Source organism: Cupriavidus ulmosensis (assembly GCF_977008105.1).
Genome location: NZ_CDRMWP010000002.1, coordinates 3,193,716 through 3,211,323, shown reverse-complemented (window position 1 = coordinate 3,211,323; position 17,608 = coordinate 3,193,716). Strand labels below are relative to the sequence as shown.

The 17,608-nt window shown below is 71.1% G+C and carries 17 protein-coding genes; 13 read left to right on the top strand and 4 right to left on the bottom strand.

Translation table 11 applies throughout. The features are described 5' to 3' along the window. Window positions 1-6 precede the first annotated feature (6 nt). The 3 genes from ACWTPI_RS33850 to ACWTPI_RS33840 all read right to left on the bottom strand — a co-directional run bounded on the left by ACWTPI_RS33850 (window position 7) and on the right by ACWTPI_RS33840 (window position 2,290). Complete coding sequence (locus ACWTPI_RS33850; RefSeq protein ID WP_454733971.1) at window positions 7-747, bottom strand: glutathione S-transferase C-terminal domain-containing protein; 741 nt, start codon at window positions 745-747, stop codon at window positions 7-9. Between the two features lie 112 nt (window positions 748-859). Next, window positions 860-1,129 carry a type II toxin-antitoxin system HicA family toxin gene (locus tag ACWTPI_RS33845; RefSeq protein WP_020204790.1) on the bottom strand — a complete coding sequence of 90 codons (270 nt, stop codon included), beginning with the start codon at window positions 1,127-1,129 and terminating at the stop codon, window positions 860-862. Between the two features lie 369 nt (window positions 1,130-1,498). Beyond that, entirely contained in the window at window positions 1,499-2,290 is a 792-nt protein-coding gene (locus ACWTPI_RS33840) for a crotonase/enoyl-CoA hydratase family protein (protein ID WP_454733970.1), read from the bottom strand. A gap of 189 nt (window positions 2,291-2,479) precedes the next feature. Between ACWTPI_RS33840 and ACWTPI_RS33835 the strand changes: the two genes are divergently transcribed. The 6 genes from ACWTPI_RS33835 (at window position 2,480) to ACWTPI_RS33810 (ending at window position 8,686) form a co-directional block, all read left to right on the top strand. After that, complete coding sequence (locus tag ACWTPI_RS33835) at window positions 2,480-3,277, top strand: hypothetical protein (protein ID WP_020204792.1); 798 nt, start codon at window positions 2,480-2,482, stop codon at window positions 3,275-3,277. A 107-nt stretch (window positions 3,278-3,384) separates the two neighbouring features. Continuing rightward, window positions 3,385-4,833 (top strand): glucose-6-phosphate dehydrogenase, encoded by a 1,449-nt coding sequence (gene zwf, locus ACWTPI_RS33830; RefSeq protein ID WP_020204793.1) that lies wholly within the window; start codon window positions 3,385-3,387, stop codon window positions 4,831-4,833. 107 nt (window positions 4,834-4,940) lie between these two features. Next, complete coding sequence (pgl, locus tag ACWTPI_RS33825) at window positions 4,941-5,621, top strand: 6-phosphogluconolactonase (protein WP_454733969.1); 681 nt, start codon at window positions 4,941-4,943, stop codon at window positions 5,619-5,621. 14 nt (window positions 5,622-5,635) lie between these two features. Further along, a complete protein-coding gene (gene glk / locus ACWTPI_RS33820) occupies window positions 5,636-6,631 on the top strand; it encodes a glucokinase (RefSeq protein WP_454733968.1) in 996 nt (331 codons plus the stop codon). Window positions 6,632-6,650: 19 nt separating this feature from the next. Then, on the top strand, window positions 6,651-7,358 hold the full coding sequence (locus ACWTPI_RS33815) for a response regulator (RefSeq protein ID WP_029043983.1): 708 nt from the start codon (window positions 6,651-6,653) through the stop codon (window positions 7,356-7,358). Further along, a complete protein-coding gene (locus ACWTPI_RS33810; protein WP_454733967.1) occupies window positions 7,358-8,686 on the top strand; it encodes a sensor histidine kinase in 1,329 nt (442 codons plus the stop codon). The genes ACWTPI_RS33815 and ACWTPI_RS33810 overlap by 1 nt, the downstream gene beginning before the upstream one ends. A gap of 26 nt (window positions 8,687-8,712) precedes the next feature. Here the strand turns inward: ACWTPI_RS33810 and ACWTPI_RS33805 are convergent, their stop codons facing one another. Continuing rightward, the gene (locus ACWTPI_RS33805) at window positions 8,713-9,648 is read right to left on the bottom strand and encodes a 2-hydroxyacid dehydrogenase (RefSeq protein ID WP_454733966.1); all 936 of its coding nucleotides are present in this window, start codon (window positions 9,646-9,648) and stop codon (window positions 8,713-8,715) included. 172 nt (window positions 9,649-9,820) lie between these two features. Here ACWTPI_RS33805 and ACWTPI_RS33800 point away from each other — a divergent pair, with 172 nt between their 5' ends. The 7 genes from ACWTPI_RS33800 (at window position 9,821) to bcsA (ending at window position 17,593) form a co-directional block, all read left to right on the top strand. Next, entirely contained in the window at window positions 9,821-10,015 is a 195-nt protein-coding gene (locus ACWTPI_RS33800) for a hypothetical protein (RefSeq protein ID WP_454733965.1), read from the top strand. A gap of 547 nt (window positions 10,016-10,562) precedes the next feature. Continuing rightward, on the top strand, window positions 10,563-11,636 hold the full coding sequence (gene hppD, locus ACWTPI_RS33795; RefSeq protein ID WP_029043984.1) for a 4-hydroxyphenylpyruvate dioxygenase: 1,074 nt from the start codon (window positions 10,563-10,565) through the stop codon (window positions 11,634-11,636). 90 nt (window positions 11,637-11,726) lie between these two features. Beyond that, window positions 11,727-12,926: an amino acid aminotransferase gene (locus ACWTPI_RS33790; protein ID WP_059411981.1), complete on the top strand. Its 1,200-nt coding sequence runs from the start codon at window positions 11,727-11,729 to the stop codon at window positions 12,924-12,926. Between the two features lie 517 nt (window positions 12,927-13,443). Further along, entirely contained in the window at window positions 13,444-13,899 is a 456-nt protein-coding gene (bcsD, locus tag ACWTPI_RS33785) for a cellulose biosynthesis protein BcsD (protein WP_029043985.1), read from the top strand. A 60-nt stretch (window positions 13,900-13,959) separates the two neighbouring features. Then, on the top strand, window positions 13,960-14,574 hold the full coding sequence (gene bcsP / locus ACWTPI_RS33780) for a cellulose biosynthesis protein BcsP (RefSeq protein WP_454733964.1): 615 nt from the start codon (window positions 13,960-13,962) through the stop codon (window positions 14,572-14,574). Continuing rightward, window positions 14,571-15,344 (top strand): cellulose biosynthesis protein BcsQ, encoded by a 774-nt coding sequence (gene bcsQ, locus ACWTPI_RS33775; RefSeq protein ID WP_020206412.1) that lies wholly within the window; start codon window positions 14,571-14,573, stop codon window positions 15,342-15,344. The genes bcsP and bcsQ overlap by 4 nt, the downstream gene beginning before the upstream one ends. Then, window positions 15,341-17,593 carry a UDP-forming cellulose synthase catalytic subunit gene (gene bcsA, locus ACWTPI_RS33770; protein ID WP_454733963.1) on the top strand — a complete coding sequence of 751 codons (2,253 nt, stop codon included), beginning with the start codon at window positions 15,341-15,343 and terminating at the stop codon, window positions 17,591-17,593. The genes bcsQ and bcsA overlap by 4 nt, the downstream gene beginning before the upstream one ends. Window positions 17,594-17,608 lie beyond the last annotated feature (15 nt).

The window sequence follows — 17,608 nt, the reverse complement described above, 5'->3', positions numbered from 1 at the left end:
GCCTGCCTAATCCCGCTTCGGAATATTCAGCCCCCGCGCCACCGCCGGCCGCGCCACGAACGCTTCCAGCACGCGCGTGACGTTCGGGAAGTCCCGGATGCCCACCAGATCGCCCGCCTCGTAGAAGCCGATCAGGTTGCGCACCCACGGAAACGTGGCGACGTCGGCGATGGTGTACTGGTCGCCCATGATCCACGCGCGGCCCGCGAGGCGGGTTTCGAGCACGCCCAGCAGGCGCCGGGCCTCGGCCACGTAGCGGTCGCGCGGGCGCTTGTCCTCGTAGTCCTTGCCGGCGAACTTGTTGAAGAAACCGAGCTGCCCGAACATCGGGCCGATGCCGCCCATCTGGAACATCAGCCACTGGATGGTCTCGTAGCGGCCCGCCGCGTCCTGCGGGATCAGCTTGCCGCTCTTGTCGGCGAGGTAGAGCAGGATCGCGCCGGACTCGAACAGCGCCAGCGGCTTGCCGTCCGGGCCATCGGGGTCGAGGATCGCGGGGATCTTGTTGTTGGGATTGAGCGAGCGGAATTCCGGCGACATCTGGTCGTTGGCGTCGAAGCGCACGAGGTGCGGTTCATACGGCAGGCCGGTTTCCTCCAGCATGATGGACACCTTCACGCCGTTGGGCGTCGGCAGCGAGTAGAGCTGGATGCGCCCGGGATGCTGCGCGGGCCATTTGCGGGTGATCGGGAAATCGGACAGGGTGGCGGACGAGGCGGCGGACGAGGAAGCGGAATGCTCGGTCATGAAGGGGGGAGATCCGGTTGGCTGAAATGGTGAGATGGTGAAATGCGATGCGATGCAATGCGCGGGGAGGGCCTGCGGTGGCCCCATCCCGCGCTTGCTTTTTTTCCCGATGCTATTTGTCGTCGCCGGGCGGGCTCACGCCCGCGGCCGTGAGGCAATCGCGCAGGTGCTTGATTTCCTGCTTGGCGCAGACGTTGCCGTGGTGCGGATGATGCAGGTAGAACTCATGCTCGTTGAGGACCACCCGGAAGCGCGCGCCCTGGATGGGCTCGACCGTCGCGCCAAGCTGCTGCAGCAGGGTCTCCACTTCGCGCCAGTGGATGTTGTTGCTGAGCGGGTGGCTGAAGATCGACTGCAGCAGGGTCCGGGATTTGTGGCTCATGAGAGGCTCGATCGGCGTCGGCGGCAATAGCCGTAGCATACAAGAGCGGGTCGGTCAGCGCTTGGCGTCACATGACGGCGGGCGTGCCGCGGTTCACCGCCGGCATGACGCGATGTCGGCATGTGTCCGGCGCGCCGGCGCACGATGCCGCCACCTCGCGCCGAGGGCGCTTACTTGCGGTTTACCTGCGTATACCCAGCGTATACATCATGCGGCGTTCACCGGGCACAGCGGCCATGCGCGGGCCGCGCCGCGCAGACAGGTCCAGGCGTGGCGGCCGTCACGGGCTGGTTTCTTCGCCGTTGTTTTCATGGATCTTTTTGCGCAGAAACGGGTACGCCCGGGTTTGCGCGCGGGCACCGCGCGCGCTCAGTCCGCGAACTTGCCGTGCCGCCCGGCGCCGCCGGCGAAGCGCGCCGCGCCGGGTATACCTTCCTCGAACACGACCGGCACGCCGCCCGCGCCTTCGGCGCGCAGCGCGTCGGCCAGCGGCAGGTCCCACTGCGCGTGGGCGGAGGCGCGGTCGGCCAGCATGCAGCGCTGCGGGAACGCGGCCAGCTCGCGCGCCAGCGCCTCGGCCGCCGCGCGCGCCTGGCCGTTTTCCACCACGCGGTTGGCCAGGCCCATCGCCAGCGCTTCGCCGGCCGGCACCGCGCGCCCGGTCAGGATCATGTCGAGCGCCCGGCCCATGCCGACGATGCGCGGCAGCCGCACCGTGCCGCCGTCGATCAGCGGCACGCCCCAGCGCCGGCAGAACACGCCGAACACGGCATCGCGCTCGGCCACGCGCAGGTCCGCCAGCAGCGCCAGCTCCAGGCCGCCGGCCACCGCGTAGCCGCTCACCGCGGCGATCAGCGGCTTGGACAAGGCCATCCGGCTCGGCCCCATCGGCCCCGCGCCGCCGCCGCGCGGGTCCAGCTCGTGGCGGCGCGCGGGGTCGCCCACCGCGCCCAGGTCGGCGCCGCCGCAGAAGTGGCCGCCGGCGCCCCACAGCACCGCCACGCGCAGCGCCGGGTCGGCCTCGAAATGCGCGAAGGCCGCGCGCAGCGCCAGCGCCATCGGGCCGTCCACGGCGTTGCGCTTGTCGGCGCGGTCCAGGATGACGGTGAAGACCGGGCCGTCGGTCTCGGTCCTGACATGGGGGCTGGCGGTGCTGTCCATGCGCGCATCCTCGATGGGTGAAGTTAGCAAAGTTGTGCCAAAGTGGCGGTTTCCGTGTTTTGTCGAGCAAACCAGATATTTCGTTGAATCATATTTGTATGTCAGGCGAAGAAATATTTCTCGTATACCCCACGGCCCCACGACCCCGAGCGACTGCCAATGCCCGCTCCATCGCCGCCTTTTCCGTCCATGCATGAGATAGAGATCCGCGAGCCCTCGGCCACCGACCTGGTGATCGACCTGCTGTTCGGCCATCCGGAGCGCACGCTGCCGGTCCAGGCGCTGGCGCGCGGCGCCGAGGTCATGGGCATCGGCACGCCCAGCGTGCGGGTGGCGCTGACGCGCCTGCAGCGGCAGGGCCGCATCGTCAAGACCGAACGCGGCTGCTACGCCGCGGTGCCGGAAGGCAACCCGGTCTACAACGAGGTGGAGCACTGGTTCGAGAAGGAAAGCCGGCTGGAGCAGTGGAACGGCGGCTGGCTGGTGGTGCAGGACGCGGCCGTGGCGCGCGCCGAGAAGACCGCCTGGCGCCACCACGCGCGCGCGCTGGCGCTGTGCGGCTTCCGGCCCCTGGCGGCGGCCATCAACGTGCGGCCCGACAATCTCGCCGGCGGCGCCACCGCGATGCGCGCCAAGCTGGCGCGGCTCGGCATGGCCGGCGCCAGCCTGCTGTTCGTGGGCCGCGAGTTCGACGTGGACACTGCCACGCGCATGGTGCAGTTGTGGGACGTGCCGGCGCTGCAGTCGGCCTACCGCCGCGCGCTGGCGCAGCTCGACCGCAGCCGCGCCAAGCTCGCGCGCATGGCGCCCGACGCCGGCGCGCGCGAGAGCATGCTGGTGGGCCGCGCCATCATCCGCGCCATCGTGCGCGATCCGCTGCTGCCCGAGGCCATCATGGACCCGGCGCCGCGCCGCGCGCTGATCGAGGCCACCCGCAGCTACCAGCTGCACGCGCGCACGCTGTGGGTGGACCTGCTGGGCACCTAGCCCCGGCCAGCCTCGCCAAGCGGCGGCGACTCACGTAAACTTGCCGGAACTCACGCGGTGCCGCGCGCCGCCATCACGCTGGTCACGACAAGGAGCTCAGGGTGAGCATGCCCGATTTCGACATGGTGCTGTTCGGCGGCACCGGGGACCTGGCGCGGCGCAAGCTGCTGCCGGCGCTGTTCGACGCGCATTGCGCCGGACTGCTGCACCCCAATGCCCGCATCCTCGCCACCGGCAGCCACCCGCTGAGCACCGCGGACTACGCCGGCTCGCTGGAGCAGAGCGTGCGCCCGGGCCTGGAGCACGCGCCGCCCGAGGCCTGGGCCGCCTTCCTCGCGCGCATCGCCTACGTGCAGGTCGACGCGCGCGAGCCCGGCCACTTCGACACGCTGGCGCGCACGGTCCTGCAGCGCGCGCCCGAGGTGGTGGTCTGCTATCTCGCCACCGGCCCGCACATCTTCGTGCCCATCTGCGAGCAACTGGCGCGAACCGGGCTCAACCAGCGCAATGTGCGCATCGTGCTGGAAAAGCCGCTGGGGCACGACCTGCAATCCTCCGACGCCATCAATTCGGCGGTGGCGCAGTTCTTCGCCGAGGACCAGATCTACCGGATCGACCACTACCTGGGCAAGGAGTCGGTGCAGAACCTGATGGCGATCCGCTTCGGCAATGCGCTGTTCGAGCCGCTGTGGCGCCGCGAGTGGGTGCAGGACGTGCAGATCACCATCGCCGAGGAGCTCGGCGTGGAGACGCGCGGCGACTTCTACGACGGCACCGGCGCGCTGCGCGACATGGTGCAGAACCACCTGCTGCAACTGCTGTGCATGGTGGCGATGGAGCCGCCCACCAGCCTGTCCGAGGACAGCATCCGCGACGAGAAGATCAAGATCCTCAAGGCGCTCAAGCCCATCCTGCCGCAGGACGTGGCCGAGAAGACCGTGCGCGGCCAGTACCGCGCGGGCGCCGCCGGCGGCAAGCCGGTGCCGGGCTACCTCGAGGAAAAGGGCATCGCCGCCGACAGCCGCACCGAGACCTTCGTCGCCATCAAGGCCGAGATCGCCAACTGGCGCTGGGCCGGCGTGCCGTTCTACCTGCGCACCGGCAAGCGCATGCAGTCGCGCGTGGCGGAGATCGTGATCCACTTCCGCGACGTGCCGCACGCGATCTTCCCGCGCCCGCTCACGCTCTCGCCGCAGAACCGGCTGGTGATCCGGCTGCAGCCCGAGGAGAGCATCCGCCTGTACTTCCTGGTCAAGCAGCCCGGCGACACGGTGGCGCTCACGCCGACCTCGCTCGACCTGGACTTCGCCAACTCGTTCAAGGTGCGCCGCGCGGGCGCCTACGAGCGCCTGCTGCTCGACGTCATCCGCGGCCGGCTGGGCCTGTTCGTGCGCCGCGACGAGCAGGCGCAGGCGTGGCGCTGGGTCGAGCCGATCCTCGACACCTGGGAGGAAAGCACGGTCCCGCCCAAGCCCTACACCGCCGGCACCTGGGGTCCGGCCGCGTCGTCCGCGCTGATGTCGCGCGACGGCGCGCTGTGGCACGAGGAGGTGTGAGCACCGCGCAGGACGGCGGCAGGAGACAGGCAGCCGACGACAGGCAGGCGCGGCCGCGCGGCAACCCGCCGCCGCGCCGCAGGCAGACCAACCCACGGGAGACCCGCATGCGACGCTTCGAACATACCTCCGAGATGGACCTGGCCGAAGCGCTGGCGATCTCGGTCGGCCATGCGCTGGAACTGGCCATCGGCGTCAACGGCTGGGCGGTGCTGGCGGTGTCGGGCGGGCGCTCGCCGGTGGCCTTCTTCGAGCGGCTGCGCTACCGCACCATCCGCTGGGAGGCGGTCACCGTCACGCTGGTCGACGAGCGCGCGGTGCCGCCGGACCATGAGGACAGCAACGGCGCGCTGGTGCGCCGCCACCTGCTGCGCGAGGCCGCCGCCAGCGCCGCCTTCGTGCCGCTGGTAAACAGCGAGGCCGAGGCGGCCGATCCCGCCAGCGCCGTGGCACGCCTCGACGCGGCCTGGCGCCAGCCCGACGTGGTGGTGCTGGGCATGGGCGAGGACGGCCACACCGCTTCGCTGTTCCCGGAGGCGCCGGAACTGGAGCACGCGCTGTCCGAGCCGCGCCCGGGCTATCTCGTCACCCATCCGCGCGCGGCGCCGCACGCGCGCATCACGCTCAACCTCGCGGCGCTGCTGGCGGCCGAGCGTGTGTTCCTGTCGTTCGCCGGCGCGGCCAAGGCCGCCGTGTTCGCGCGCGCCTGCCAGGGGCCGACCCCGGCGTTGCCGGTCAGCCTGGTGATGAGCCGGCACCGCCACGGCACCGACGTCTTTTCCGCCTGATGCCGCCCGATACCATGCCCAGCTTCCCACGCCTGCTCGGCGACGTCGGCGGCACCAACGTGCGCTTCGCGCTGGAAACCGCGCCGCAGCGCATCGGCCCCGTGACCGCGCTCAAGGTGGCCGACTTCGCTTCGCTCGAAGCCGCCATGCGCCACTACCTCGACCGCCTGCCGCCCGGCACCGCGCGCCCGCGCCATGCCGCGGTCGGCCTCGCCAACCCGGTGACGGGCGACCGCGTCAAGCTGACCAACCACGCCTGGGCGTTCTCGATCTCGGAGATGCAGCGCGCGCTCGGGCTGGACCTGCTGGTGGCTCTCAACGACTTCACCGCGCTCGCGCTCGGCCTGCCGCACCTCGGCCCGCAGGACGTGGCGCCGCTGCGCGCCGGCACGCCGGTGCCGCACGCGCCGCTGGCGCTGGTCGGGCCCGGCACCGGGCTGGGCGTGTCCGGCCTGGTGCCGGCGCGCGCCGGCCCGGCCGTGGCGCTGGCCGGGGAGGGCGGCCACATCGAGCTGATGCCCGACACCGACGACGAATGGATCGCCTGGCGCGCCGCGCACCAGGCCTTCGGCCGCGTGTCGGCGGAGCGCCTGCTGTCAGGCATGGGGCTGTCGCTCACGCATGCCGCGCTGCACGCAGAAACGGGTACGCCCCCGGTCCGCCGGCTCGATCCGGCCGAGGTCACGGACGGCGCGCTGGTGCGCGGCGATCCGCTGTGCCGGCGCGCGCTGGCGGTGTTCTGCGGCCTGCTCGGCTCGGTGGCGGCCGACATCGCGCTGGTGCTCGGCGCGCGCGGCGGCGTCTACCTCGGCGGCGGCATCGTGCCGCGCTTCGTGCCGGCGCTGCGCGCGTCGGCCTTCAACGCGCGCTTCGTCGCCAAGGGCCGCATGGGCGCCTACCTCGAGAGCGTGCCCGTCTACGTGATTACCGCCGGCTTCCCCGCGCTGCCGGGCCTGGCGCAGGCGCTGGCCGATGCGCTGGCGCACGGCGCGCGCGCCAACCCGGCCTGATGCTGATGCGGACCTGAACATGCGTGTATTGCTGGTGGAAGACGACGCCATGATCGGCGACAGCGTGAAAGTGGCGCTGCGCCAGGAAGGCTTTGCGGTGGACTGGGTGCAGGACGGCGAGGCGGGCCTGGCCGCGGCGACCCAGCAGGGCGGGCCGGACGGCGAGGACTGCTACGCGCTGATCCTGCTCGACCTGGGCCTGCCGCGCCGCTCCGGGCTGGAGGTGCTGGCCGCGCTGCGCGCGCGCGGCGTGGCCACGCCGGTGCTGATCCTGACCGCGCGCGACGCCGTGGCCGACCGCGTGGCGGGCCTCAACGCCGGCGCCGACGACTACCTCGTCAAGCCGTTCGACCTGCAGGAACTGGCCGCGCGCATGCACGCGCTGGTGCGCCGCGCGCAGGGCCGCGCCGAGCCGCTGCTGCGCTACGGCGAGATCGTGCTCAACCCGGTCACGCGCGAGGTCACGCTCGCCGGCGAGCCGGTCAGGCTGTCCGCGCGCGAGTTCGGCCTGCTGTCCGCGCTGCTGGCACGCCCCGGCAAGGTGTGGTCGGTGGCGCAGCTCGAGGAGCGCCTGTACGGCTGGGGCGACGAGGTCGGCAGCAACACCGTGGAGGTCTACATCCACGCGCTGCGCAAGAAGTTCGGCGCGGCGCTGATCCGCAACATCCGCGGCGTGGGCTACGTGGTGCCCAGGCCGGAGGCTGCCGCGCCCGGAGACCCGGCCTGATGCGCTCCATCCAGAAGACCCTGCTGTGGTGGCTGGCGCTCGGCCTGCTGGCGGGCATCCTGATGGCCACCGCGCTGATCTACGGCCAGGCGCGCCAGGAGGCCAACGCGCTGTTCGACTACCAGATGAAGCAGGTGGCGGCGGCGCTGCCCAGCCAGTTCGCCGATCCGGTGATGCCCTCGTTCGCGCAGCCCGAGCCGGGCGCGAGCCTGTTCCACGCCGACGAGGACGTGGTGATCCACATCTGGGACGGCTCGGGCCGCAGCCTGTACCTGTCGCAGGCGCATCCGCGCCTGCCGCAGCGCGCCGAGCTCGGTTTTTCCAACGTGCGCACCGACGAGGGCGAATGGCGCATCTACAGCGTGCAGCTCGGGCCGGCCGTGGTGCAGATCGCCCAGCCCATGTCGGCGCGCAGCGAGGTGGCCGCGCGCATGGCGCTGCGCACCGTGACGCCGCTGCTGTTGCTGCTGCCGCTGCTGGGCTGGCTGGTGTGGGTGGCGGTGGGGCGCGGCCTGCGGCCGCTGCGCGAGATCGCCGCCGGGGTGCGCCAGCGCGACGCCAACGCGCTCTCGCCGCTGGCCGTGACCAGCATGCCCGACGAGATCGCGCCGCTGACCGAGGCGCTCAACCAGTTGCTGGCGCGCCTGTCGCACGCCATCGACACCCAGCGCGCCTTCGTCGCCGACGCCGCGCACGCGCTGCGCACGCCGCTGGCCGCGCTGCAACTGCAGGCGCAACTGGTGGAGCGCGCCGATTCCGCCGAGGCGCGCCGCGAAGCCGTGGGCAAGCTGCGCCAGGGCCTGGAGCGGCTCACGCACCTGGTGGCGCAGCTGCTCACGCTGGCCCGGCAGGAGCCGGGCGCGGCGGCGCCGGCGCACGAGCCGGTGGACCTGCGCGCGCTGGCCGGCGGCGTGGTGGCCGAGATGACCCAGGCCGCGCTCGACCGCGGGATCGACCTCGGCGTGGATGCCGGCGGCGCGGCCGGCCCGGCGCTGGTGCGCGGCGACGCGGACGCGCTGCGCATCCTGCTGACCAACCTGGTGGACAACGCGCTGCGCTACGTGCCGCCCGGCGGCAAGGTCGACGTGGCCGCTACCGGCGGCGCCGGCTCGGTCGAGCTGGTGGTGCGCGACGACGGCCCCGGCATCCCGGCCGCCGAGCGCGAGCGCGTGTTCGACCGCTTCTACCGCGTGCCGGAGGCGCCCACCGGCGGCAGCGGGCTGGGCCTGGCCATCGTCGCCGAGATCGCGCAGTCGCACGGCGCGCGCGTCTTGCTGGAAGACGCGGCGCCGGGCCTGCGCGTGCGCGTGGTGTTTCCCGCGGCCTGAGCGGGCCGGCCTTGAGCGGGCCGGCTTTAGCCGACCGGCGTGAGCACCGGCTCGCCGGCGAAATGGCGGCGGCTGTTCTCGACGAACTGCCGCACCGACGCATCGATGGCCTCCGGCGACCAGCCGGCCACGTGCGGGGTCAGGACCACGTTGGGGCAGTCGAACAGCGCCACCGGCGGTTCCGGCTCGGTCTCGTAGACGTCGAGGCCGGCGCCGCCCAGCTGGCCCGCGCGCAGCGCCGCCGCCAGCGCGGCGGTATCGAGCACGCTGCCGCGCGCGATGTTGACCACGAAGCCGTGCGGCCCGAGCCGCGCCAGCACCTCGGCGCCCACCAGGTGGCGCGTGCCGGCGCCGCCGGGCGTGGCGATCACCAGGTAGTCGGCCCACTCGGCCAGCGCGCCCACGTCGCCGAAATAGCGGTAAGGCACGTCCTCGCGCGGCGAGCGGTTGTGATAGCCCACCTCCAGGTCGAAGCCCAGGCCGCGCTGCGCGATGCGCCGGCCGATGGTGCCCAGGCCCAGGATGCCCAGGCGCTTGCCCGACACGTTGGGCCGCAGCGGCAGCTCGGTGCGCCACTGGCCGGCGCGCGTGGCGCGGTCCAGCGCGGGCAGCGCGCGCACCGTGGCCAGCAGCAGCGCCACGGCATGGTCCGCCACGCAGCTGTCGTTGGTGCCGGCGCCGTTGGCGACCACGATGCCGCGCGCGCGGGCATGCGCCACGGCGATGTTCTCGTAGCCCGCGCCCAGCGCGCAGACCAGCTCCAGCGCCGGCATCGCGTCGATCTCGGCGGCGGTCAGGCCGACCGAGCCGATGGTCAGCACGGCACGGATGCGCGCGCTGTCCGCGCGGATGCGCGCGGCGCGGGCCGCGTCGTCGGGTGCGTACAGCACATCGTATTGCTCGGCGATCCAGCCGAGGTGTTCGTCTTGGACGTGGTTGAGGACCAGCAGGAGGGGCTTCATGGCGGAAGGGAGTCTTGGAGCGGTCGAGGCGATGCGCCAGCGGCCCCGGACGGGACCAAGCTGCACCGCAGCATTGTAGCGGCGGCGCGGCGTGCGTGCTGGCGCGGGCCGTGCCTGGACGCGCCGCGCCGGCCCATTATCAAATCCCTGCCAACAGTGCTTCCAATCCGGCATGGATGATCGGCCGCCGCGCGGCGGCCATAATCGACGGCATGCGATTGCGATTGCGATTGCGATGCGCCACGCCGCGCATCGGCGCGCTTTTTCCTCGTCTTGCTTTCGTTTCGCTTTCTCAAGGAGCCATGCCATGTTTCCCGATTTCAAGAACGCCAGGGTGCTGGTGGACAGCGGCGGCGCGATCGGCTGAGCACGCACCGACCGCACGCAGAAACGGGTACGCTTTGCCGCCGGCGCGGGCGCGGCGCGGTCCGTTTCGGCCCCCGGCGCGCAATGCGCCACCCGCGCAGGCGGCCATGCGGGCGGTTCGGCGGCGCGCGTTCGCGCGATCCGGCGCCGCGCGCGGCGGCGCAAGACCAGCACGCAGAAACGGGTACGCTTCGAGGTTTCCGGAGCGGGCGCGGAGGGCTGCCCGGCGTTCGTCCGGCGCGGGCCATGCGCGCAGGCGCGGACCGCGGGCCGGGACAGGACGCGCATTTCCATGCTCAAATCGAAAATATCGGCGCTATTTCATGGCGGACAATAGGGTTATCCCTTCCCGATTTCGCTATTACATTCCCCGGGCTAGCCAATAAACTCTCTGCAACCTATGGTCCTGTTGACGGCGTTGCAGTCTCCGGCGCACCGGCAGGAACATGGACCAAGACAGAGACGTCCCGCGGGCCCGCGCGGCAGCCACGCCGCCTTCGCCGCTTGCCGGACGCCGCCCCCTTCCCCCGTTCATCTGGCCCCCGATCATGGCAGACCTCTTTGAAAACCCGATGCAGTTGATGGGCTTCGAATTCGTGGAATTCGCCTCGCCCACGCCCAACCTCCTGGAACCGCTGTTCGAGCAGATGGGTTTCAGCCTGGTGGCGCGCCACCGTTCCAAGGACGTGCTGCTGTATCGCCAGAACGAGATCAACTTCATCGTCAACCGCGAGCCGCACAGCCCGGCGGCGTACTTCGCGGCCGAGCACGGCCCGAGCGCGTGCGGCATGGCCTTCCGCGTGAAGGACTCGCACAAGGCCTACAAGCGCGCGCTGGAACTGGGCGCGCAGCCGGTGGAAATCGCCACCGGCCCGATGGAGCTGCGCCTGCCCGCGATCAAGGGCATCGGCGGCGCGCCGCTGTACCTGATCGACCGCTTCGAGGACGGCAAGTCCATCTACGACATCGACTTCGAATTCGTCGAAGGCGCGGAGCGCCGCCCGCCGGGCCACGGCCTGCGCCTGATCGACCACCTGACGCACAACGTCTACCGCGGCCGCATGGCCTACTGGGCCCATTTCTACGAGAAGCTGTTCAATTTCCGCGAGATCCGCTACTTCGACATCCAGGGCGAATACACCGGCCTGACCTCCAAGGCGATGACGGCGCCGGACGGCAAGATCCGCATCCCGCTCAACGAGGAATCGTCCAAGGGCAGCGGCCAGATCGAGGAATTCCTGATGGCCTTCAACGGCGAGGGCATCCAGCACATCGCCTTCCTGACCGACAACCTGATCGAAGTCATCGACAACCTGCAGATGGCCGGCGTGCCGCTGATGACGGCGCCCAACGACTACTACTACGAAGCGCTCGACAAGCGCCTGCCGGGCCACGGCCAGCCGGTCGAGCAGCTCAAGGCGCGCGGCATCCTGCTCGACGGCACCACCGAAGGCGGCAAGCCGCGCCTGCTGCTGCAGATCTTCTCGAAGACCGCGCTCGGCCCGGTGTTCTTCGAGTTCATCGAGCGCAAGGGCGACGAAGGTTTCGGCGAAGGCAATTTCAAGGCGCTGTTCGAGTCGCTGGAGCGCGACCAGATCGAGCGCGGCACGCTGAAGGTCTGAGCGCGAGCGCCGGGGCGCCCCGCCCCGGCCGCCTGGCGCCTGTCCTACAATGCCGGCTGCATCTTCGTCGCACCACCCACTGAGCGCACCATGTTCGAACACATCGAGGCCTTCCCAGGCGATCCCATTCTCTCGCTGAACGAGAGCTTCCAGTCCGACCCCCGCACCGACAAGGTCAACCTGAGCATCGGCATCTATTTCGACGATGCGGGCCGGCTGCCGGTCATGAAGGCCGTGGCGCAGGCCGAGGCCGAGCTGCTGGCCGACCTCGGCCCGCGCCCCTACCTGCCGATGGCGGGCAACGCCGCCTACCGCGACGCGGTCCAGGCGCTGGTGTTCGGCGAGCAGTGCGAGGCGCGCAAGGCCGGGCGCATCGCCACGCTGCAGACGCTCGGCGGTTCGGGCGCGCTGCGCGTCGGCGCCGATTTCCTCCGCCGCGCGTTCCCGCAGGCGCAGGTCTGGGTCAGCGACCCGAGCTGGGAAAACCACCGCGTGATCTTCGAGCGCGCCGGTTTCACCGTCAACACCTATCCCTACTACGACGACGCCACCGGCGGGCTGCGCTTCGACGCGATGATGGCGGCGCTGCGCGAGCTGCCGCGCCGCAGCATCGTGCTGCTGCACGCGTGCTGCCACAACCCCACCGGCGTGGACCTGGACCAGGACCAGTGGCGCAAGGTGATCGCGCTGCTCAAGGCCAACGACCTGCTGCCGTTCGTCGACATGGCCTACCAGGGCTTCGGCGCCGGCCTCGACGAGGACGCGTTCGCCGTGCGCGAACTGGCCGCGCAGGAAGTGCCGTGCCTGGTGGCGAATTCCTTCTCCAAGAACTTCTCGCTGTACGGCGAGCGCTGCGGCGGCCTGAGCGTGGTCTGCCGCGACGCCGACGAGGCCGGCCGCGTGCTGGGCCAGCTCACCGGCACCGTGCGCGCCAACTACAGCAACCCGCCCACCCACGGCGCCCGCGTGGTGGCCCGGGTGCTGGGCTCCCCCGCGCTGCGCGCGCAGTGGGAGGAAGAACTCAAGGCCATGTGCGGCCGCATCGCCGCCATGCGCGGGCTGATCCACGACAACCTGCGCCCGCACGTCGGTGGCGAGGCGCTGTCGCGCTACCTGACCCAGCGCGGCATGTTCACCTACACCGGCCTGACCGCGGAGCAGGTCGACGTGCTCCGCGACAAGCACGGCGTCTACCTGCTGCGCTCGGGCCGCATGTGCGTGGCGGGGCTGAACCAGGGCAACGTCGCGGCGGTGGCGCAGGCCATCGCCAGCGTGCTGGCGACCGCCTGATTCCGCCGCGGGAGGGCCGGCCCTTCCTGCCTTCCACGCCGCGCCGCCCGCGCGCGGCATCCCGGGGCCAGTCCGCGCGACTGGCCTCGTCGTTTCCGCCGCGCGCGGGTCTTCCCGCCGGCGGTGGCTCCGGCGGCGCAGGGTCCCGCCCGGCGTCCTTCCCGCCGCGATCCCGCTGCAACCCCCGCTCCCCACCCCAAAACACCGCCGGCCGGTGCCTTCCAGATCACCGGCGAGGCTTTCCCCGCTTCGGCGGGGGGAGACTTCCCGGGGCGTTCGTAAGCTGTCAGTCTGCTAAGACTGTTCCGATGTGGCGGGCGCCCGGGCCGTCCGGCCCGGTCCGTGACCGGGATGGCATGGACCCTAAGGGGTGGTTCGTTTGTTGTAGAGATGAAACATGGTTCGCTCCAGGGAGGCCGTTGCGCGCGCAGCATTTGCCGCCGGACATACCTTGGACTGAAAATGAGCTTCACAATACAAAAAACGATAATTGGGAATCTGAACGGGGTTTTTGGGTGTGAATCAGGCAATTCTGCAGTATCTGAGCGAGCGGCATTGCTCCTCGCAATGGCGTGACGTTTTGTCCGCACTCGCCGAAGAACTGGCCGAGGTGACGGATCCTGCCACCCTGCGCGCGATGATGCGGCGCGTCGGTGTGCGTTTCGCGCAACGTTTCGACCCGGGGGCCTGCGCCACGCTGGCCGAATTCGAGCGGGCGATCGCCCAGATCTGGCTGGACGTGGACTGGGGCTGGGCCAGCATCGAGGACGCCGGCGGCGCGCTGGTGATCCGGCATTACTGCGCGCCGCTCAGAGTGGCGCTGGGCGAGTCAGCCGATGGCTGGTCTGCCGCGTTCCTGGAAGGGGCGTACCAGCAGTGGTTCCGCATGCTGGGCTCATCCGAATCCCTGAAAGTCAGCCAAAGCACGCCGATGGACGCGACCGGAAGCGTGGAATTCCGCTTCGGCCGCTGACGCGCGCCCGGGCCCGGGACGCAGGCGCCGGGCCACTTTCTTTCCGTGTGAGCAACAATCATGAGTCAGTCAGACGACCTGTCAAAGCTGTTCGAGCGCTTTGGCGGCAAGGCGGAAGCCTACCAGGAGATCGTGCGCGACGACGAGGCGGCGCAGGCGCGCGAGCGTTGGCCGCTGCTGTCGTCCGTGCGGGTGGACCGCGCTGCCGCGGTGCCGCCGGTGCAGCCGGCCGGCGTGCCGGCGCAGGACGGCGCCGCGGCCGCGCCGTTCTGGCGCGCCCCGGCCGAGCCGCCGGTCGCTGCCGTGGAAAAAGTGATTGGCAAGCCTCCCGTGCCGGCGCCTGCCGCGGCGATGGAGCCGCGCTTCCGCACCCCCGGCGGCACGCCGCCGCCGGCGCGCGCGGCCGAAGCGGCGCCGGCCGTGGCCGCGCCGCTTCAGCCGCCGGCCTGGGAGCCGGCGCCGCCGCCCGCCCCGCCTGCGCCGCTCTTGTCGTCCATACCGTCCATACCGTCCATATCGTCCGTGCCGTCCGCGCCCGCTGCCTCGCCGGCGCCCGCCGCGGGCACCGAGCTGTCGCGGATCTTCGCGCGGCTCGAAGGCCGCCCGGAACCGGCCCCGGCTGCCGAACGCGCGCCCGGACGACGCTCATTCCTAGACCGGCTGAACCGCTCGTGAAAATCATTGCCGTCGTATCGGCCAAAGGCGGCGTGGGCAAGACCACGCTGTCGGCCAACCTTGCCGAGGCGCTGGCCGCCGCCGGCGAGCGCGTGCTCGCCGTCGACCTGGACCCGCAGAACGCGCTGCGGCTGCATTTCGGCATGCCGCCGCAGGAAGTCGGCGGCCACGCGCGCGCCACGCTGGCGGGCGAGCCGTGGGAGCCCAGCCTGTACCGCGGCCGCTCGAGCGCGCTGGTGATGCCGTTCGGCGCGCTCAACGAGGCGGACCGCTCGGCGTTCGAAGCGCATCTCGTCACCCATCCCGGCTGGCTGCGCGCGCAGCTCGGCGCGCTGGGCCTGGGCCACGACGACATCGTGGTGATCGACACCCCGCCCGGCCCCTCGCCCTACATGCGCCAGGCGCTGTCGTGCGCGCAGGTGTGCGTGATGGTGGCGCTGCCGGATGCCGCCTCCTATGCCGCGCTGCCGCTGATGGAAGACCTGATCCGCACGTATTGCGAAGGCCGGCCCGACTACGTGGGCCACGTGCTGGTGATCAACCAGGTGGACGTGAGCCGCCAGCTCGGCAAGGACGTGGTGCAGACGCTGCGCGCCCAGCTCGGCGAGCGCGTGCTCGGCGTGGTCCACCAGGACCAGGCCGTGGCCGAGGCGCTCGCCTACGACCGCAGCGTGCTCGAATACAACCCCCACAGCCAGGCCACGCACGACCTGCTGCGCTGTGCCGACCGGCTGCGCCAGGCGCTGGCCGCACATGGAGAAGCCGCGTGAAGCCCGCCAGATCCCGCAAGACCGCTGCCCGCAAGGCCGCCGCCGCCGGCAAGGCCGCGGCGCCGGCGGCCACCCGCCCCAACGCGCTGTCGGCCAAGGTGCGGCGCCTGGGCCTCGCCTTCGTCGAGATGCCGCTGTGGGACAGCATCCCGATGCGCGTGCTGGCGCTGGTGGTCGCGCTGTGCCTGTTCGCGCTGGTCGCCACCGTGCCGCTGGACTTCTGGCAGCAGGTGGGCTTCGCCGCGGTGTGCTTCGCGCTCGCCGTATGGCTCAACCGCCTCAAGGGCCATCTCGCCACGCTGGTGATGGTGGTGCTGTCGGTGATCGCCTCCAGCCGCTACATGTACTGGCGGCTGACCGAGACCGTGGGCCTGGGCGGCCTGTTCGACGCGGTGTTCGGCATCGGGCTGGTGCTGGCCGAGCTGTACGCCTTCACGGTGCTGATGCTGGGCTACTTCCAGACCGCGTGGCCGCTGCAGCGCCGCCCGGTGCCGATGCCGGCGGACAGCGCCACCTGGCCGACCGTGGACGTCTTCATCCCCACCTACAACGAGCCGCTCTCGGTGGTGAAGCCCACCGTGTTCGCCGCCATGTCGCTGGACTGGCCGCGCGACAAGATCAACGTCTACGTGCTCGACGACGGCCGGCGCGAGGAATTCCGCGCGTTCTGCGAGAAGGTCGGCGTCACCCACGTGACCCGCAGCCACAACCGCCACGCCAAGGCCGGCAACATCAACGAGGCGCTCAAGGACACCAGCGGCGAGTACGTGGCCATCTTCGACTGCGACCACATCCCCACGCGCTCCTTCCTGCAGATCTGCATGGGCTGGTTCCTCAAGGACCGCCGGCTGTCCATGCTGCAGACGCCGCACTATTTCTTCTCGCCCGACCCGTTCGAGAAGAACCTGCAGACGTTCCAGGAAGTGCCCAACGAGGGCGAGCTGTTCTACGGCCTGGTGCAGGACGGCAACGACCTGTGGGACGCCACCTTCTTCTGCGGCTCGTGCGCCATCATCCGCCGCGCGCCGCTGCTGGAGGTGGGCGGCATCGCGGTGGAGACCGTGACCGAGGACGCGCACACCGCGCTCAAGCTGCACCGCAAGGGCTACGGCACCGCCTACCTGGCGATCCCGCAGGCGGCGGGGCTGGCCACCGAGAGCCTGTCGGGGCACGTCGGCCAGCGCATCCGCTGGGCGCGCGGCATGGCGCAGATCTGCCGGCTCGACAACCCGCTGCTCGGCCCCGGGCTGACGATCTGGCAGCGCATGTGCTACCTCAACGCCATGCTGCACTTCTTCTACGGGCTGCCGCGGCTGGTGTTCCTGACCGCGCCGCTGGCCTACCTGCTGTTCGGCGCGCACGTGATCCAGGCCTCGGCGCTGACCATCGCCACCTTCGCGCTGCCGCATCTGCTGCACGCCAACATGACCAACTCGCGCGTGCAGGGCCAGTTCCGCCATTCGTTCTGGAACGAGGTCTACGAGTCGGTGCTGGCGTGGTACATCATGCGGCCGGTGCTGGTGGCCTTCTTCAACCCGGCCGCGGGCAAGTTCAACGTCACGCCCAAGGGCGGGGTGATCGAGGAAGCCTACTTCGACTGGGAGATCTCGCGGCCCTACCTGGTGCTGCTGCTGCTCAACCTGCTGGGCATCGGGGTGGGTCTGCTGCGGCTGTTCCTGTGGAACCAGTTCGAGGCCACCACGGTGGTGCTGAACCTGATCTGGACCTGCTACAACCTCGTCATCCTCGGCGCTTCCATCGCCGTGGCCAGCGAGACGCGGCAGATCCGCGTGGCGCACCGCGTGGCGATGACGCTGCCGGCCACGCTGCATTTCGCCGACGGCCGCACCACCGTGTGCGAGACCATCGACTTCGCCGAAGGCGGCATCGGCATGCGCCTGCCGCCGGGCGTCACGGCGACGGTGGGCGAGCCGGTGCAGATCTCGCTGTACCTGCAGGACGACGAGCACATGTTCCCCGCCAAGGTGGTGTTCCAGGGCGAGTCGCACACCGGCCTGGTGCTGGGCGAGATGAGCCCGCGCGACGAGATGGCCTTCATCCAGTGCACCTTCGCGCGCGCCGACGCATGGGTCGGCTCCTGGGGCCGCAAGCGCCTGGACGCGCCGGGGCTGGCCGCGGGCCAGATCCTGCGCATCGGCATGCTCGGCTTCCACAACATGATGTTCCATCTCGGGCGCGAGATGCGCCGGCTGCTGCGCCGCCCCGAGCCCGGCGCCTCCACCAACTGACCATCTGCCCGGGCC